This window comes from Mycobacterium sp. NGS63 (assembly GCF_059812295.1).
The window spans coordinates 173,506-190,519 of the sequence record NZ_JCALCJ010000004.1 but is presented as its reverse complement, the minus strand read 5'-3'; the positions used below and the strand labels follow the sequence as shown (position 1 = coordinate 190,519).

Below are 17,014 nucleotides of genomic sequence, written 5' to 3'. Positions count from 1 at the left end.
ATGGCGCCGCCGGCCGCGTCGGTGTGGCTGATCGCCGGATACTCGCTGGCCTTGTTGGCGATCGGGTGGAGTTTCGACGGCATGGCGCGGCGCGCCTCCGTGCGCGCCGCGCGATGGCGTACCGGCCAGTTTCACTACCGGCCCGACCACGACGCCTGGGTATGCCCCGAGGACCATTGGCTGTGGCCCACCTCGTTCGACCCGCGGCACCGGGTGATGCGCTACCGGGCGCTGCCGGTGGTGTGCAACAGTTGCCCGGTGAAATCCAGTTGCACCACCTCGGAGCACGGCCGCGAGATCAGCCGCGAAATCGATCCGTGGCCACATTCGGACGCTGGGCGCTTCCACCGCGGAATCGCCTGCGCCGTGGCCGCGTTCGGGGTGGTGCTGCCGCTGGCGACGCTGATCGCCAGCCATTCGGCCAGTGAGACACTGATCTTGCTGGGCACGGTGGTGTTGGTCGTGCTCCTCGGGCTGCCGCTGGCCCAGCACCTCTGGAACACCCCGTCCAACGCGCCCGCACACCTGCCCCACCGCACCGCCCAGGAGGACGCGGTCGCCGCCGCGATCGACCGCTACTCCACCCGCTGGGGCGGCTGGGAAGGCAAGGAGGACAAGACGTCGTGACCGCATGGGTGATCACCGTCGTCGCCGTGGTCGTCGCGATCCTGGCCGTGCTCGCCGTGCTGTCGCTGGTGGTGCTGCGCGAGTACGAGCGCGGCGTCGTGTTCCGGGTGGGCCACGTACGACCGCTCTACAATCCCGGGCTGCGGTTCCTGATTCCCCTGATGGACAAGATGATTCGCGTCGATCAGCGGCTGGTGACGTTGACCATCCCGCCGCAGGAGGTGATCACGCGGGACAACGTGCCGGCCCGGGTCAACGCGGTCGTGATGTTCCAGGTGACCGACCCGCTGAAAGCCATTCTGGCGGTGGAGAACTACGCGGTGGCCACCTCGCAGATCGCGCAGACGACGCTGCGTTCGCTGCTGGGCCGCGCCGACCTGGACACCCTGCTCGCCCACCGTGAAGACCTCAACAGCGACCTGCGCACGATCATCGAGAAGATGACCGAACCGTGGGGCATCCAGGTGCGGGTGGTGGAGATCAAGGACGTGGAGATTCCCGAGTCGATGCAGCGGGCGATGGCCCGCGAAGCCGAAGCCGAACGCGAGCGCCGCGCGAAGGTGATCAACGCCCGGGGGGAACTGCAGGCGTCGGAGGAACTCCGCGAAGCCGCCGAAACCCTGTCCAAGAGCCCGGCATCGCTGCAGTTGCGTTATCTGCAGACGCTGCTGGAGCTCGGCGCGGATCAGAATTCCACGGTGGTCTTCCCGCTGCCGGTGGACATCATCACGCCGTTTCTGCGGCACCCCGAGATATTGCAGGGCATCGCCGACGACTTCACCAACCGTGGATGAGCGCCCGCGACGGCATTCCCGATGCGGTGCGAACGCTCAATCCCGGCTACTTCGCACTGGTGATGGCCACCGGCATCGTGTCGGTCGCCATGTATCACCATCACGCCTACGCCCTGTCGGTGGCCCTGCTCTGGCTGGCCGGCGCCGAGCTGGTCGTCCTGACCGTGCTGACGGCGGCCCGAATTGTCGTTTTTCGCAGTGAGTTCGCGAAGGATCTGGCCGATCCCGGCCGCGCGTTCGCCATGTTCACGTTCGTCGCCGCCGTCGACGTGGTGGGCACCCGGCTCGCCCTGGACGCCCACCACGGCGCCGCGCTCACGCTGCTGACCATCGGCTGGATCTTCTGGCTCGTCCTCGGCTACGTCGTGCCCTGGACGGCGGTGCTGCACAGCGCCCGCGCGCCCGCACTGCAACGCGCCAACGGCACCTGGTTCACCTGGGTGGTCGCCAGCCAGTCGATCGCCGTGCTCGCCGCGGTGCTGCAACCGGCCATCGGATCCGGACGGCGAGAGCTGGCGCTGCTGGCGGTGTTCTCCTGGTCGGTCGGCGTCTTCCTCTACGGCGCCGCGGGCGTTTTCGTCACCGCCCGGTTGTTCGTCTACCCGCTGCGGCCGGAGGACCTCGGTCCCCCCTACTGGGTCGCCATGGGCGCCACGGCGATCACCGTGCTGGCCGGCGCCCGCATCGTGGAGATGGCCAACGCGCCGATGGTGGCGGCCACCCGCGGGCTGATCGCCGGAATGTCGGTGGTGTTCTGGGCATTCGGCAGCTGGCTGATCCCCCCGCTGATCGCCGCGGGGGTGTGGCGCCACGTCGTGCACCGCATCCCGCTGCGCTATGAGGCCTCGCTGTGGAGCGTGGTGTTCCCGCTGGGGATGTACGGGGTGGGCGGCCACTACCTCGGGCAGGCCGACGAGCTGCCCATCGTGCACACCATCGGCGACGTGCAGAGCTGGATCGCGTTGGCGGCGTGGGCCGTGACGTTCTGCGCCATGGTGCATCACGTGGTGGTGACCGTCGGCCTCGGCCGCCGGCGAGGGCTGGCCGAGTCCACGCCAACCCCTTAGCCGGGCCATTGTCGAATTTGGCGATTTTCAGTCGCCCTGACCCGCTTGGCATTTCACCCTAAATTCCAGTACGAACCGGCACCGGGCGCCTACATTTTTATGACCGCCGCCGATGGAGGCGGGTTGACCAGGCACACCACAGGGAGATTTGACAATGGATTACGTCTTTTTTCCGCCGGAGATCAATTCCGCGAGAATCTACAGCGGCCCGGGATCCGGGTCGCTGATGGCGGCCGCGGGAAGCTGGGATTCGGTGTCCGCCGAATTGGGCACGACCGCCGAGACCTATGGTTCCGTGCTCTCGTCGCTGACCGGTTTGCATTGGCACGGACCGGCATCGGCGTCGATGACGGCCGCGGCCGCGCCCTACGTCGAGTGGCTGACCGCGACCGCGCGGCAGACCAAGCAGACGGCCATGCAAGCAAGGGCGGCCGCGGCGGCGTTCGACCAGGCGTTTGCGATGACCGTGCCCCCACCCGTGATCGCGGCCAATCGCGTTCAGCTGCAGGCGCTGATCGCGACGAACTTCTTCGGCCAGAACACCTCGGCGATCGCGGCCACCGAGGCGCAGTACGCCGAGATGTGGGCACAGGACGCCACCGCGATGAACGGCTACGCCGTCAGTTCCGCGGCGGCGACCCGGTTGGCGTCGTTCGTGTCCCCGCAGCAGACGACCAACCCGGACGGGGTGGAGGCGCAAACCGCGGCGGCCAACCAGGCGGCCGGCGACCCGCTCTCCGACCTGTACTCGACGTTGTCGCAGTTGACGTCGCAGATGCGCAACGGGCTGTTCAATCTGTTGGACCTCAGTCCCGTTCCCCTGACCCCGAACGGCATCAACATCTTGGACTCCATACAGCTCGTGAACACGGCGATGCAGGGCACCGGAACCATGGCGGGGATGCCGGCGTCGCTCAGCGCCAACACGGCCAATCTCTTCGGCATCCAAGCCAACATGGCGTACCTGTCCGGCCTGGGGACGCCCGCCCCCGCGCTCGGGCCCATCGGGCTCGGCGAATTGCGGAGCGCCGCCAGCACGACGGGGCTGGGCGGGCTGCCCAACGCGATCACCGTGAGCATGGGTAGGGGCAATGCGATCGGACCGATGTCGGTGCCCGCGAGTTGGTCCGCGCCGTCCACCGGTCACGTCGCGCCGCTGCAGCCGGCCGGCCTGACCACCCTTTCCGGCACCGACGAGGCGGCCGCGTCCGGCTACCCGGGCGTCCCCGGCATGCCCGCCGCGGGCCGCGCCTCGGGCGTCCTCCCCCGCTACGGAACCCGGCTCACCGTGATGACGCGGCCCCCCGCGGGCGGCTAGGCGGCCGGCGGTTCGGCCGGCGCGAGCCTCCAGTTGTCGGGATTCTTGGGCGAATACACCACCGGCAGCAGCTGGCCCATCGCCGGCCAGTGCTCGACGTCGACCTCCATGCGCTGATACACGGCGTACTCGCTGACCGTGGGCCCGCTGATGACACCGGCGATCGTGACGTATTGCCGGCCGGCGGCGTCGGGCCGCGGGCTGACGCCGGTCACCAGCAGCGTGCCGCTGGCCAGCTCACCGCGCGGGCCGCGCGGGACGAACCGTTGGGCCAGGATGACCGCGAGGACCGCGACGAGCAGGATCAGCAGCCCGAATTCCCACACCCGGCCATGGTAGGACTGCCTGATGAGTCGCGACGATCTGGAACTGGCGCTGGCGCTGGCCGACCGCGCGGACGCGCTGACCTCCACCCGGTTCGGCGCGCTCGACCTGCGCGTCGACACCAAACCCGACCTGACGCCGGTGACCGACGCCGATCGCGCGGTCGAAACCGAATTGCGCGGCGCATTGAGCCACGAACGGCCGCGGGACAGCGTCGTCGGCGAGGAGTTCGGCGGAACCGCCACTTTCCGCGGGCGGCAATGGATCATCGATCCGATCGACGGCACCAAGAATTTCGTGCGCGGGGTGCCGGTGTGGGCCAGCCTGATCGCGTTGCTCGAGGACGGCGTGCCGTCGGTCGGCGTGGTGAGCGCGCCTGCGCTGCGGCGCCGTTGGTGGGCGGCGCGTGACCGGGGCGCATTCGCCGCGGTCGACGGCGGCTCGCCGCGAAAACTGTCGGTTTCCTCGGTGGCACAGCTGGATTCGGCCAGCCTCTCGTTCTCCAGCCTGTCGGGGTGGGCGCAACGCGGCCTGCGCGATCGCTTCATTCAGCTGACGGACACGGTCTGGCGGGTCCGGGCCTACGGCGACTTCCTGTCCTATTGCCTGGTCGCCGAGGGGGCGGTCGACATCGCCGCCGAGCCCGAGGTGTCGGTGTGGGATCTGTCGCCGCTGGACATCCTGGTGCGCGAGGCCGGTGGCACGTTCACCGCCCTGGACGGCACGGCCGGCCCGCACGGCGGCGACGCCGTGGCGACCAACGGCCTGCTGCACGACCGCGTGCTGCAGGCGCTGGCGCTGTGAATTAGTTAACAAGTGTTCTCTGCGATCTTACTCCGGAGTAAGATAGGCTTATCCGCGTCGCCCAACTACCGAGGCAGCTGACATGACCGACACCGGTTCACAACAGAAATCCCAAGCCAACCGCTCGCGCTTCCGGCGGCGCGGCCGCAAGTCGGGCGTCGGGCTGCAGCCGCACAAGCGCACGGGCATCGACATCGCCCTGGCGCTGCTCACCCCGCTGGTCGGGCAGGAGTTCTTGGACAAATACCATCTGCGCGACCCGCTCAACCGGGGCCTGCGCTACGGCACCAAGACGATCTTCTCGACCGCGGCCGCCACGTCGCGCCAGTTCAAGCGGGTGCAGAGCCTGCGGGGCGGGCCGACGCGGCTCAAGTCCAGCGGCAAGGACTACTTCGACCTGACGCCCGACGACGAGCAGAAGATGATCGTCGAGACCCTCGACGAGTTCGCCGCCGAGGTGCTGCGCCCCGCGGCGCACGACGCCGACGAGGCCGCGACCTACCCGCCGGACCTGATCGCCAAGGCCGCCGAGCTGGGCATCACCGCGATCAACATCCCCGAGGATTTCGAGGGCATCGCCGCACACCGGTCCAGCGTCACCAACGTGCTGGCGGCCGAGGCGCTCGCCTACGGCGACATGGGCCTGGCGTTGCCGATCCTGGCCCCCGGCGGCGTGGCGGCGGCGCTGACGCATTGGGGCAGCGCCGACCAGCAGGCCACCTACCTGCACGAGTTCGCCGGCGAGAACGTGCCGCAGGCCTGCGTGGCCATCGCCGAACCCCAGCCGCTGTTCGACCCCACCCGGTTGAAGACCACCGCGGTGCGCACCCCGAGCGGCTACCGGCTCGACGGTGTGAAGTCGTTGGTGCCCGCCGCGGCCGACGCCGAGCTGTTCATCGTCGGCGCGCAGCTGAACGGCAAGCCGGCGCTGTTCATCGTCGAGTCGTCCACCAAAGGCCTTACCGTCAAGGCAGATCCGAGCATGGGCATCCGCGCGGCGGCCCTGGGCCAGATCGAGCTGTCCGGGGTGACGGTGCCGCTAGGTGCGCGGCTGGGCGAGGACGAGGCGTCCGACGACGACTACTCCGAGGCGCTCGCGCTGTCCCGGCTGGGCTGGGCGGCGCTGGCGGTTGGCACCTCGCACGCGGTGCTCGACTACGTCGTCCCCTACGTGAAGGAACGCGAGGCCTTCGGCGAGCCCATCGCGCACCGGCAGGCCGTGGCCTTCATGTGCGCCAATATCGCCATCGAACTGGACGGGCTGCGACTGATCACCTGGCGCGGCGCCGCGCGCGCCGAGCAGGGCCTGCCGTTCACACGTGAGGCGGCGCTGGCCAAGCGGCTGGGCGCCGACAAGGGCATGCAGATCGGCCTGGACGGCGTGCAACTGCTCGGCGGCCACGGCTTCACCAAGGAACACCCGGTCGAGCGCTGGTACCGCGACCTGCGGGCCATCGGCGTCGCCGAGGGCGTTGTCGTAATTTAACTCGAGGCGAAAGACCAATCATGGCAATCAATCTGGAACTTCCCCGCAAGCTGCAAGCCGTGGTCGTCAAGACGCACCAGGGCGCCGCGGAGATGATGCGGCCGATCGCCCGCAAGTACGACCTGAAGGAACACGCCTACCCGGTCGAACTCGACACCCTGTTCAACCTGTTCGCGGGAGCCTCGGAATCAATCGAATTCGCCGGCGCCGACGCGCTGCGGGACGACGACGAGGATCGGGGCAAGAACCACAACGGCGCCAACATGGCGGCGCTGCTGCAGACGCTGGAGGCCTGCTGGGGCGACGTCGCGATGATGCTGTCGGTCCCCTACCAGGGCCTGGGCAACGCGGCGATCTCCGCGGTCGCCACCGACGAACAGCTGCAGCGCCTGGGCCAGGTGTGGGCGGCGATGGCCATCACCGAGCCCGGCTTCGGATCCGACTCGGCGGCGGTGTCGACCACCGCCAAGCTGGACGGCGACGAGTACCTCATCAACGGCGAGAAGATCTTCGTCACCGCCGGCTCGCGCGCCACCCACATCGTGGTGTGGGCCACGCTGGACAAGTCGCAGGGCCGCGCGGCGATCAAGTCGTTCATCGTCCCGCGCGACCACCCCGGCGTCACCGTCGAACGGCTCGAGCACAAGTTGGGCATCAAGGGGTCGGATACCGCTGCCATTCGCTTTGACAACGTCCGCATCCCCAAGGACAACCTGCTGGGCAACCCCGAGATCGAGGTCGGCAAGGGCTTTTCCGGGGTGATGGAGACCTTCGACAACACCCGGCCGATCGTTGCCGCCATGGCGATCGGGGTCGGCCGCGCCGCGCTGGAGGAGATCCGCACGATCCTCACCGAGGCCGGGGTCGAGATCTGCTACGACAAGCCGGCGCATGCCCAGAGCGCGGCGGCGGCCGAGTTCCTGCGGATGGAGGCCGACTGGGAGGCCAGCTACCTGCTGGCGCTGCGCGCCGCGTGGCAGGCCGACAACAAGATTCCCAACTCCAAAGAGGCGTCGATGAGCAAGGCCAAGGCCGGGCGGATGGCCAGCGACGTCACCCTCAAGTCCGTCGAATTGGCCGGCACCGCAGGCTATTCCGAACAGTCACTGCTGGAGAAGTGGGCGCGCGACTCGAAGATCCTGGACATCTTCGAGGGCACCCAGCAGATCCAGCAGCTGGTGGTCGCCCGCCGCCTGCTGGGGCTGTCGTCGTCCGAGCTCAAGTAGCGGGCGACAGGCAAGCGCCCAGATATGTCGGCCGCCCGACCTAGCATGCGGCCATGACGAACTGGATCAATACGGTCAGCCGTGACCATGTCGAGGTCGGGGTGCGCGGTCGCTTCACCCAGGCCAACCACGGCAAACTCAACATGCTGCGCAGGATGGCGCGTGGCGACTGGACCATCTCCTATTCACCCAAGAGCGAGTACCCAGATGGCAGGCCACTTCAGGCGTTCACCGCCATAGGCCGAGTCGCCGACGATGAGCCGTATCAGGCGAAGGTGATGTCCGACTTCCATCCGTGGCGTCGCAACGTGGACTTCCTCGTGTGCACCGAGACACCGATCCGACCACTGATCGATCAACTCGACTTCATCGAGGACAAGGGACGGTGGGGATACAAGTTCCGGTTCGGCGTATTCAAGATCAGCGATCACGACCTGGGCGTGATCCGCGCGGCGATGACCGGCGCGGAAATTGCATAACCAGTCCTACACTGGATCCGTGCTACACAGGGTTTGTTGATGGGAAATTTGACGCTGAGCATTGACGACGAGCTGTTGCAGCGGGCGCGGATGCGCGCGCTCGAATTGCGAACGACGGTCAACGCGCTGGTTCGCGCCTACTTGGAAAGCTTCGTCGGCGAAAACCCTGCTAGGCAGGCGGTCACGGAGTTCCTTGCGATCTCCGACACCGTCCAAGCCTCCAGCGGCCCCCAAGGCCGTACCTGGACGCGCGAGGAGTTGCATGCCAGGTAAGACTTTCCTGGACACCAACGTATTCGTCTACGCCGTGGACGATGCGCACCGAGACAAGAAGCAGACTGCGCGGGCATTGCTCACGAAGACAGCCGATGTCGTGTGGTATCCGCCCAGGTTTTGAGCGAGTTCTACGCGACGATCACCCGCAAACTCCAGACCGCTGTTCCGCCCGACACCGCTACCGAAATGGTGCGCCGATTGGCGCGGCTTCCATGTGTAGCCATCGATGCGCACCTGGTTCAGGCCGCAATTGACGCCGGACAACGCTGGCGGCTGTCCCATTGGGATGCGTTGGTGATCGAGGCCGCGCGACAAGCGGGATGCACTCGCGTCCTCACCGAGGACCTTGACGCCGGCGCTGTTTACCGCGGCGTGGCGATCGAAAATCCCTTCCGAAACGAGTGAGCGCCGTGGACGGTTTGTCGCCCGAGGTTTCGGCCCACCGCACGAAATACGCCGTCAGCTGACCGGTCCGCACGATCTCGCCGCGTCACGTAGCGATCGGGCGCGGGGGGTCGACCTCGTCGCCAGGACCGAGCAGGTCTAGCTGCCACCACTGGACGTCGTGCCAGGCGCCGTATTTCCACCCGACGCGCCGGTAGTGGCCGGCCGGCCGAAAGCCGAACGTCTCGTGGAACGCGTTACTGGCCTGGTTGGGTTGGGCGATGCCAGCGAAGGCCCGCCGGAATCCACGTTCGGTGAGCCTGCGCAGCAGCTCGGCGTAGAGCATCCGGCCGCCGCCCTCGCCCAGCCGTGACCGCGCGACGTAGATGCTGGTCTCGACCGACCACTGATATGCGGCGCGCGAATTGAACTGGTGCGCATAGGCATAGCCGACAACGTCACCGTCGGCCTCGAGCACCAGCCATTCGTGCCTGGATTGCGCGCCGGCGATGCGGTCGGCCATTTCCTCGACCGTCGGCACCTCCACCTCGAAACTGATCGCGGTGTCCCGCACGTACGGACCGTAGATGTCGACGCAGGCGGCGGCGTCGGCGGCGGTGGCGGGCCGGACGGGCATCATGCGACCCACCGTTGCGCCGAGTGTGCAGCTGTTGCGAAAAAATCGCGAATTTTTCGCACTGGCTTCACGTTCGGCGAAACCTATGCGGCGATGGCGTTCAGGTGCTCGCGGGTGTCGCCGTCCAGCTCGATCGACGCGACGCCCATGTTCTCCTCCAGGTGCCCCACCGACGAGGTGCCCGGGATCAGCAGCACGTTGGGCGCCACGCCCAGCGTCCACGCCAGCGCGACCTGCGCAGGCGTGCGGCCGAGTCGCTGCGCGGCGTCGACCACCACCGGGTGAGTCAGCACCGGGTTCGGCTGCACGAAGGCCGCCCCCAGGGGAAAGAACGGGACGAACGCGATCCCCTGCCGCGTGCACTCTTCGAGCACCGGGGCCGAGTCGCGGTGAACAAGGTTGAAAGCGTTTTGCACGCAGGCGATTTCGGTGCGCCCCAGGGCGTGCAGCAGGTGCTCACGCTTGACGTTGCTCAGCCCGATGCCGCCGATCAATCCCGCCTCGCGGGCGTCGATCAGGGCCGACAGCTGGTCGTCGAACAGCTGGTCGGGCCCGTCGCTCTCGAAGATCCTCAGGTTGACCGCGGCCAGCCGGTCGGCGCCGAGGGCGCGCAGGTTGGTTTCGATGTCGCGGCGCAGGTCGGCGGGTTCGCTGACCGGTAGCCAGGCGCCGGTGTCGTCGCGGCACCCGCCGACCTTGCTCACCAGCGCCAGGTTGTCGGGGTACGGGTGCAGCGCCGCACGGATGAGCTCGTTGGCGACGTCGGGCCCGTAGAACTGGGCCGTGTCGATGTGGTCGACGCCCAACTCGACCGCCCGGCGCAGCACGGCGAGCGCCTCGTCGCGGTCCCGCGGCGGGCCGAACGCGTTCGGCCCGGGCAACTGCATCGCGCCGAAGCCGATGCGGGCTACGGAGAAACCACCGAGCGGAAAGGAATCCATGCGCTGAGGTTAGTAGGCTGGTCGGGCATCGACGACGGAGGTGGCATGCGCGCTGCACGGGTGACCCGGCTGGATGGTCCGGACGCGATCGAGGTGGGCGAGGTCGACGAACCCTCGGGTGACGGTGTGGTGGTCGAGGTGCACGCCGCCGGCGCGGCATTCCCCGACGCGCTGCTGACCCGCGGCCTGTATCAGTACCGGCCGGAGCCGCCGTTCGTGCTCGGGGCGGAGATCGCCGGCGTGGTGCGCTCGGCCCCCGCCGGCGCGCACGTACGCGAAGGCGACCGCGTCGTCGGGCTGACGATGCTGGCGGGCGGCATGGCCGAGGTCGCGATCCTGCAGCCCGACCGCGTGTTCAAGCTCCCCGACAATGTCAGCTTCGAGGCGGGCGCGGGCCTGCTGTTCAACGACCTGACGATGTACTTCGCGCTGACCGTGCGGGGCCGGCTGGCCCAGGGCGAGACGGTGCTGGTGCACGGCGCCGCCGGCGGGATCGGGACGTCGACGCTGCGGCTGGCGTCGCTGTTGGGGGCGTCGCGCACCATCGCGGTCGTCAGCACCGAGGCCAAGGCCGACGTCGCGACGGCCGCCGGCGCCACCGATGTGGTGCTGGCCGAGGGATTCAAGGACGCGGTCAAGGAGCTCACCGGCGGCCGCGGCGTCGACATGGTGGTCGACCCGGTCGGCGGCGACCGGTTCACCGATTCCCTGCGCTCGCTGGCGCCGGGCGGGCGGCTGCTCGTCATCGGTTTCACCGGCGGGGAGATTCCGACCGTGAAGGTGAACCGGCTGCTGCTCAACAACATTGACGTCGTCGGCGTGGGCTGGGGGGCCTGGACGGCGACGCACCCCGACGCGCTGGCCGAGCAGTGGGCCGGGCTGGAAGGCCTTTTGAGCTCCGGGCGGCTGGCCGCGCCCGCGCCGGAAGTCTACCCGCTGGAGCAGGCCGCCGCGGCGGTCGCGTCGCTCGAGAACCGCACCGCCAAGGGGAAAGTCGTTCTCCGCGTTCGCGATTGAGCGCCGACGACGATGACCCGCTGATGCTCGTCGTCAATCCTGTAGAGGACGCGATAGGTGCCGCGTCGAGCACTATGGCGATCATGCAACGGCGGTCGGAGCAACTTCCCAACGCGGTGAGGATTTTCCAGCAGCGGACCGATGATGAACTCGTACGCAGCGAACGCCACTGCTTCGGGAAGTTGTTCGGCTAATTGCCTACGGGCGGTCGGCGCGATGATCAACTCATACCGCGGCGTGGTCACTTCCCGGCTCGGCGCGCTTGCATCGCCGAGGTCAGGCTGTCCAGGTCCTCCCCTTCGCCGCAGGCCAGTTCGGCATCAGCCTGACCGAGTGCACTCAGCGCCGCCGGGTCGGACAACACCGCAATGGTTTCCTCAAGGGACTCCAGATCGTCGACGGCGAGAAGTACCGCTGCCGGACGCCCATGCACGGTAACCGTGATCCGTTCGTGCTGATCGCCGACGCGGGCTACCAGCTCCGATAGGTGGGCTTTCGCGTCGGCGAGCGAGCTAACCTCCGACATAGTCATAAGTATGACTAGTCGGTTGTCCCCCGTCCAGGAAGGGGCGCCGAGCCCTTGCGCCCCGCTGAAAGAAAAGTAATGTTACTTTCAGTTTTGTCCCAGACACCCCGGAGTTGCCCATGGAATCCTTCATTCACTTGCGCAAAGGCAAAACACCGCGGCGGCTGCACGCCGATCTGGACGGGCTCAAGGACGACGAGCTGGGGCGGGGCGGGTTCACCGGCCGCACGGCCAACATGTACCGCCGCAACGACCCCACCGCCTACCGGGCGGCCGGGCCGCTGCGGCCCATCGACGTGCTCGCGAGCGAGCTGAAGCCCAGCGACGCCACCGACGCCGACGGCGGGCCGCTGCTGATGTTTCACAACGACGACTGCCGGATCCTGTTGAGCCGCCGCCACGAGCCGATGCCGTTCTACGCCCGCCACGTCGACGGCGACCTGCTGTGCTTCGTGCATCGGGGCGCCGGGCTGCTGGAGACCGAGTTCGGGCCGCTGCGCTACCGGGAGGGCGACTGGGTCTACATCCCCAAGGCGTGCACCTGGCGCCAGGTGCCCGACGGCGAGACCACGCTGCTGATGATCGAGGCCACCGACGAGTTCCGGGTGCCGCCGCCCGGCGCGCTGGGTCGCCACTTTCCCTTCGACCCGTCGCAGGCCACCATTCCCGAGCCGGCCCCCATCGACGACGACGGGCGCGACGAGTACGAGGTCCGGCTTTTCCATGACGGTGGCCCGACTACGCTTTTCTACCAACACAATCCGCTCGACGTGGAAGGCTGGCGCGGTGACAACTTCGCGTTCACGTTCAACATCGCCGACTACAACGTGGTCACCTCCGACAGCGTCCACCTGCCGCCGACGGTCCACCTGTTCATGCAGGCCACCGGCGTCTACGTGATGAACTTCCTGCCCAAGCCGGCCGAGGGCGTCCCGGGCACCGAACGCACGCCGTGGTATCACCGCAACGTGGACTACGACGAGATCGCCTTCTTCCACGGCGGTTCGCTCTACGGCATCCCGATGCCGCCGGGCCTGATTTCGCATGCGCCGCAAGGGGTTCACCACGGCGCGCCGGAGAAGGCGCGGGAACGCGCGCGCCGCAAGTTCGACGAGCATTCGCGAGTGGACTGGCAGGTGATCGCCGTCGATACCCGCCGGCGGCTGACGCCGTCCGCCGAGGTACTCGCCCACGACCTGGGACAGCACTGACATGAGGACGGTTGTGAAACACGAATACGAGCGCATCCCCTATCTCGTTGCCTTTCAGAACAATTCGGGTGTCCGCGACGTCTACGGCGGGCTGGCCGAGATCACCGTGCTGGAGAGCTATCTGCTCAAGCCGAAGGACAGGCCGTCGGACACCGTGCTGGTGTTCATGCACCCGATCGGCGGCGGCGCCTACCTGCCGATGATCAACGCGCTGGCCCGCGCCGGCCACCACGTCATCTACTGCAACAGCCGGTTCCGCGGCACGGACTCGGCGCTGCTGATGGAAAAGGTGGTCGAGGACCTCGGCGAGTGCATCAAGGACGCCAAGAACCGGCTGGGCTATACCAAGGTGGTGCTGGCCGGCTGGAGCGGGGGCGGCTCGCTGTCGATGTTCTACCAGCAGCAGGCCCAGAAGCCGACCGTCACGTCGAGCCCGTCCGGTGACGGCCCCGACCTGACGCAGCTCGACCTGACCCCGGCCGACGGCATCATGCTGCTGGCCGCCCACATCAGCCGGCACCGCACGCTCACCGAATGGCTGGACGCGTCGATCCTCGACGAAACCGACCCGACCAAGCGCGATCCCGAGCTGGATCTGTACAACCCCGACAACCCCAACCAGCCGCCCTACACCCAGGAGTTCGTCGACCGCTACCGGCAGGCGCAGATCGACCGCAACCGCCGCATCACCGCGTGGGTCCACGAAAAGCTGACCGAACTCAAAGCCGCCGGGCGCCCCGATGACGAGTTCGGGTTCGTCGTGCACGGCACCATGGCCGACCCGCGCTGGCTCGACCCGGCCGTCGATCCCAACGAACGCACCCCGGGAACCTGCTATCTGGGCGATCCGCAGGTGGTGAACATGAGCCCCGTAGGGCTGGCCCGCTTCTGCACGCTGCGCGGCTGGCTGTCGCAGTGGAGCTACGACGAGGCCCGTGGCGACGGGGTCGACTGCGGGCCCGACCTCGCGGTCCCGGCGCTGGTGATCGGTAACCTGGCCGACGACGCCTGCACGCCCAGCCACACCCGCCGCCTCTTCGAGGCGATCGGGCACCCCGACAAGGAGATACACGAAATCCCCGGCGCCACACACTATTACGCGGGCCCCGACCAGCGCGACAAGCTGCGCGCCGCCGTCGACATCGTCACCGATTGGCTGGTCCGTCACGACTTCGCGAGCAAACAGTGACGGGACCGCTTGACGGTGTCAGGGTACTCGAACTGGGCACCCTGATCGCCGGGCCGTTCGCCGGGCGGCTGCTCGGCGACATGGGCGCCGACGTCATCAAGGTCGAGCCGCCGGGCGCGCCGGACCCGTTGCGCACCTGGGGCCAGGCCGAACTGGACGGCCACCACGTCTTCTGGACGGTGCACGCGCGCAACAAGCGGGCCGTCACGCTCGACCTGCGCAAGCCCCGCGGGCGTGAGCTGTTCTTAGACCTGGTCGCGAAATCCGACATCGTGGTGGAAAACTTCCGCCCGGGCACGCTGGAGAAGTGGAACCTCGGCTACGACGCGCTGTCCGAGCGCAACCCGGGCATCATCCTGGTGCGGGTGTCCGGCTACGGGCAAACCGGGCCCGAGGCGCACAAGGCCGGCTACGCCTCGGTGGCCGAGGCCGCCAGCGGGCTGCGGCACCTCAACGGCTTTCCCGGCGGGCCGCCGCCCCGGCTGGCGCTGTCGCTCGGCGACAGCCTGGCCGGCATGTTCGGCGCCCAGGGCGCGCTGGCCGCACTGTACCGCCGCGGCATCACCGGGCGCGGGCAGGTGGTCGACGTCGCGCTGACCGAATCATGTTTGGCCGTACAGGAATCCACCATCCCCGACTACGACGTCGGCGGCGTGGTGCGCGGGCCCTCGGGCACGCGGCTAGAGGGCATCGCGCCGTCCAACATCTACCGCAGCGCCGACGGCTCCTGGGTGGTGATCGCCGCCAACCAGGACACCGTGTTCGTCCGGCTCAGCAAGGCGATCGGCCGCCCGGAACTGGCCACCGACGACCGATTCGCCACCCACGTCGCCCGCGGCCGCAACCAGGACGAACTGGACAAGATCATCGGGGCGTGGGCCGCCGAGCGGCAGCCCGGCGAGATCATCGAAACCCTGTCCGCCGCAGGCGTGATCACCGGCCCCATCAACACCGTCGCCGAGGTGGTCGACGACCCGCAGCTGCGGGCACGCGGCATGCTGGTCGACCACTACGACGAACGCATCGGGCGCAACGTCCTGGGACCCGGCATCGTGCCGGTGCTCTCCGAATCGCCGGGCGCCGTGCGCAACGCCGGGCCCGCGCGCCCGGGACAGCACAACGACGACGTCTACCTCGGGCTGCTGGGCAAGACCGCCGACGAGCTCGAGGCGCTTCGGGCCGGGGAGGTGCTATGACCCACGTCGACATTCGCGAGGTGTCCCTGCGCGACGGCCTGCAGATCGAACAGCCAATCCCGTTGGCCGCCAAGCTGGAACTGCTGGCGGCCGTGGCCGCCACCGGGGTGCGGGAAGTCGAGGCCACCGCCTTCGTGTCCCCGACGAAGGTGCCGTCGATGGCCGACGCCGCCGAACTCGCCGCACGCCTGCACGACTACCCCGACATCGAGTTCTCCGCCCTGGTGGCCAGCCCTAACGGCGCCAAGCGGGCCGTCGCGGCCGGGCTGCGTTCCATCGAGTACGTGGTGGCCGCCGACGACACGTTCAGCCAGGCCAACGTCGGGCGCACCAGCGCGGAGGCCACCGAAGCGATCGACGACATCGTCGCCATCGCCCACGACGCCGGCGTCACCGTCGAGGTCGTCATCGCCACCGCCTGGGACTCGCCGTTCGAGGGCCCCACCCCGCCGCAGCGGGTGCTCGACATCGCCGCGGCCGCCCGCGACCGCGGTGCGGACCGCCTGTCGATCGCCGACACCATCGGCACCGCCACGCCGGGGCGGGTGAGTTCGCTGATCTCCCAACTGCGCCCGGTGATCGGCGACATGCCGCTGGGCGGGCACTTCCACAACACCCGCGGCGCCGGCCTGGCCAGCGCGTATGCGGCGGTCGGCGCCGGGGTCACCCGGCTCGACGCCTCGGTCGGCGGGCTGGGCGGCTGCCCCTTCGCGCCGGGCGCCACCGGCAACATCGCGACCGAGGACCTGGTCTACCTGCTGACCGACAGCGGTATTGGTGTCGACGTCGACCTGCGGGCCGCCATCGCCGCGGCCGAGGTCGCCAAATCCGTTGTGGGCCATGACCTGCCGAGCTCGCTGTTGCGCGCCGGCGACCGGATGCGGACCTGATGCCGGCCGAACCCTCGACCGTCAAGGGCCGCCAGACCAGGCAGGCCATCGAGCAGGCGGCCCGAAAACTGTTCGCCGAACGCGGTTTTCACGGCACCACCCTGGCCGACATCACGTCGGCCGCGGGCAAGTCGCCCGCCGTGTTCTACCGGTATTTCGCCGACAAGGAGGACCTGCTGGCCGCACTGGCGGAGTCGTTTCTGCACGAGGTCGTGGCGCCGTCTGGGTTGAGCCTCGAACTGCCGCAGTCACCGGACGACGACGCGTTCTTCACGTCGGTGGTGACCGGGTACTGGAACATGTTCAAGCAGAACATCGGCATCATGATCGCGGTGGCCCAGCTGGCCGCCACCCAGCGGCGCTTCGCGGCCGTCCAGAACGAATTCCGACGCTTCGGCATGGACATCGTGGCCGCCTCGGTGCGCCGCGCCCAGGAGCAGGGCTACGGGGCCGAACTCCACCCGCAACACACCGCCGCGGCCATCGCGCTGCTGTTCGAGAACTTCACCACCGTGTTCGTCGGCACCTCGGCCTCCGGGGGCCTGGGCGTCAAAATCAGCGACGCGGAGGCCGTCGCGACGCTGGCGACGGTCTGGAAGCGCACCCTCTACGGCAGGTAAGG

Annotated in this window: 21 protein-coding genes; 17 read left to right on the top strand and 4 right to left on the bottom strand. The window is 68.5% G+C overall.

Annotated features, from left to right (window positions below; translation table 11 throughout):
- The 4 genes from AC5Y4Z_RS11395 to AC5Y4Z_RS11380 all read left to right on the top strand — a co-directional run bounded on the left by AC5Y4Z_RS11395 (window position 1) and on the right by AC5Y4Z_RS11380 (window position 3,806).
- Window positions 1–627 (top strand): hypothetical protein, encoded by a 627-nt coding sequence (locus AC5Y4Z_RS11395; protein WP_499963704.1) that lies wholly within the window; start codon window positions 1–3, stop codon window positions 625–627.
- Complete coding sequence (locus AC5Y4Z_RS11390; protein WP_499963702.1) at window positions 624–1,421, top strand: slipin family protein; 798 nt, start codon at window positions 624–626, stop codon at window positions 1,419–1,421. The genes AC5Y4Z_RS11395 and AC5Y4Z_RS11390 overlap by 4 nt, the downstream gene beginning before the upstream one ends.
- Window positions 1,418–2,488 carry a tellurite resistance/C4-dicarboxylate transporter family protein gene (locus tag AC5Y4Z_RS11385; protein WP_499963700.1) on the top strand — a complete coding sequence of 357 codons (1,071 nt, stop codon included), beginning with the start codon at window positions 1,418–1,420 and terminating at the stop codon, window positions 2,486–2,488. The genes AC5Y4Z_RS11390 and AC5Y4Z_RS11385 overlap by 4 nt, the downstream gene beginning before the upstream one ends.
- A 154-nt stretch (window positions 2,489–2,642) precedes the next feature.
- Window positions 2,643–3,806 (top strand): PPE family protein, encoded by a 1,164-nt coding sequence (locus tag AC5Y4Z_RS11380; RefSeq protein WP_499963697.1) that lies wholly within the window; start codon window positions 2,643–2,645, stop codon window positions 3,804–3,806.
- Here AC5Y4Z_RS11380 and AC5Y4Z_RS11375 read toward each other — a convergent pair.
- Window positions 3,803–4,132, bottom strand: coding sequence for a hypothetical protein (locus AC5Y4Z_RS11375; RefSeq protein ID WP_499963695.1), 330 nt, complete (start codon window positions 4,130–4,132; stop codon window positions 3,803–3,805). The two genes, AC5Y4Z_RS11380 and AC5Y4Z_RS11375, sit on opposite strands and share 4 nt — an antisense overlap.
- 22 nt (window positions 4,133–4,154) lie before the next feature.
- Between AC5Y4Z_RS11375 and hisN the strand changes: the two genes are divergently transcribed.
- From hisN to AC5Y4Z_RS11345, 6 genes are all read left to right on the top strand, one after another.
- Window positions 4,155–4,934 carry a histidinol-phosphatase gene (hisN, locus tag AC5Y4Z_RS11370; protein ID WP_499963693.1) on the top strand — a complete coding sequence of 260 codons (780 nt, stop codon included), beginning with the start codon at window positions 4,155–4,157 and terminating at the stop codon, window positions 4,932–4,934.
- Between the two features lie 82 nt (window positions 4,935–5,016).
- Window positions 5,017–6,420 carry an acyl-CoA dehydrogenase family protein gene (locus tag AC5Y4Z_RS11365; protein WP_499963691.1) on the top strand — a complete coding sequence of 468 codons (1,404 nt, stop codon included), beginning with the start codon at window positions 5,017–5,019 and terminating at the stop codon, window positions 6,418–6,420.
- 20 nt (window positions 6,421–6,440) lie between these two features.
- On the top strand, window positions 6,441–7,646 hold the full coding sequence (locus AC5Y4Z_RS11360; protein WP_499963689.1) for an acyl-CoA dehydrogenase family protein: 1,206 nt from the start codon (window positions 6,441–6,443) through the stop codon (window positions 7,644–7,646).
- Between the two features lie 53 nt (window positions 7,647–7,699).
- Entirely contained in the window at window positions 7,700–8,125 is a 426-nt protein-coding gene (locus AC5Y4Z_RS11355; protein WP_499963687.1) for an EVE domain-containing protein, read from the top strand.
- A gap of 39 nt (window positions 8,126–8,164) precedes the next feature.
- Complete coding sequence (locus AC5Y4Z_RS11350) at window positions 8,165–8,398, top strand: hypothetical protein (protein ID WP_499963685.1); 234 nt, start codon at window positions 8,165–8,167, stop codon at window positions 8,396–8,398.
- A gap of 102 nt (window positions 8,399–8,500) precedes the next feature.
- Window positions 8,501–8,806 carry a PIN domain-containing protein gene (locus AC5Y4Z_RS11345; RefSeq protein ID WP_499963683.1) on the top strand — a complete coding sequence of 102 codons (306 nt, stop codon included), beginning with the start codon at window positions 8,501–8,503 and terminating at the stop codon, window positions 8,804–8,806.
- Between the two features lie 85 nt (window positions 8,807–8,891).
- On the opposite strand, the gene AC5Y4Z_RS11340 is transcribed toward AC5Y4Z_RS11345, so the two are convergent.
- Window positions 8,892–9,422: an arsinothricin resistance N-acetyltransferase ArsN1 family B gene (locus AC5Y4Z_RS11340; protein ID WP_499964761.1), complete on the bottom strand. Its 531-nt coding sequence runs from the start codon at window positions 9,420–9,422 to the stop codon at window positions 8,892–8,894.
- Window positions 9,423–9,505: 83 nt separating this feature from the next.
- Entirely contained in the window at window positions 9,506–10,363 is an 858-nt protein-coding gene (locus AC5Y4Z_RS11335; RefSeq protein ID WP_499963681.1) for an oxidoreductase, read from the bottom strand.
- A gap of 45 nt (window positions 10,364–10,408) precedes the next feature.
- Between AC5Y4Z_RS11335 and AC5Y4Z_RS11330 the strand changes: the two genes are divergently transcribed.
- Window positions 10,409–11,380, top strand: a complete 972-nt coding sequence (locus AC5Y4Z_RS11330; RefSeq protein ID WP_499963679.1) for an NADPH:quinone oxidoreductase family protein — start codon at window positions 10,409–10,411, stop codon at window positions 11,378–11,380.
- Complete coding sequence (locus AC5Y4Z_RS11325) at window positions 11,377–11,574, top strand: hypothetical protein (protein ID WP_499963677.1); 198 nt, start codon at window positions 11,377–11,379, stop codon at window positions 11,572–11,574. Before AC5Y4Z_RS11330 ends, AC5Y4Z_RS11325 begins: the two co-directional genes overlap by 4 nt.
- 47 nt (window positions 11,575–11,621) lie before the next feature.
- Here AC5Y4Z_RS11325 and AC5Y4Z_RS11320 read toward each other — a convergent pair whose 3' ends face one another.
- A complete protein-coding gene (locus tag AC5Y4Z_RS11320) occupies window positions 11,622–11,906 on the bottom strand; it encodes a type II toxin-antitoxin system Phd/YefM family antitoxin (RefSeq protein ID WP_499963675.1) in 285 nt (94 codons plus the stop codon).
- Window positions 11,907–12,025: 119 nt separating this feature from the next.
- On the opposite strand from AC5Y4Z_RS11320, the gene AC5Y4Z_RS11315 reads away from it, so the two are divergent.
- From AC5Y4Z_RS11315 to AC5Y4Z_RS11295, 5 genes are read left to right on the top strand one after another with little or no spacing between them, the layout of a single operon-like run.
- Window positions 12,026–13,117: a homogentisate 1,2-dioxygenase gene (locus tag AC5Y4Z_RS11315; protein ID WP_499963673.1), complete on the top strand. Its 1,092-nt coding sequence runs from the start codon at window positions 12,026–12,028 to the stop codon at window positions 13,115–13,117.
- Window positions 13,118–13,130: 13 nt separating this feature from the next.
- Window positions 13,131–14,306, top strand: coding sequence for an alpha/beta hydrolase family protein (locus AC5Y4Z_RS11310; protein ID WP_499963671.1), 1,176 nt, complete (start codon window positions 13,131–13,133; stop codon window positions 14,304–14,306).
- A complete protein-coding gene (locus AC5Y4Z_RS11305; RefSeq protein WP_499963669.1) occupies window positions 14,303–15,502 on the top strand; it encodes a CaiB/BaiF CoA transferase family protein in 1,200 nt (399 codons plus the stop codon). Before AC5Y4Z_RS11310 ends, AC5Y4Z_RS11305 begins: the two co-directional genes overlap by 4 nt.
- Window positions 15,499–16,392, top strand: a complete 894-nt coding sequence (locus AC5Y4Z_RS11300) for a hydroxymethylglutaryl-CoA lyase (RefSeq protein WP_499963667.1) — start codon at window positions 15,499–15,501, stop codon at window positions 16,390–16,392. Before AC5Y4Z_RS11305 ends, AC5Y4Z_RS11300 begins: the two co-directional genes overlap by 4 nt.
- The gene (locus AC5Y4Z_RS11295; protein ID WP_499963665.1) at window positions 16,392–17,012 is read left to right on the top strand and encodes a TetR/AcrR family transcriptional regulator; all 621 of its coding nucleotides are present in this window, start codon (window positions 16,392–16,394) and stop codon (window positions 17,010–17,012) included. Before AC5Y4Z_RS11300 ends, AC5Y4Z_RS11295 begins: the two co-directional genes overlap by 1 nt.
- The last annotated feature ends 2 nt before the right edge of the window (window positions 17,013–17,014 follow it).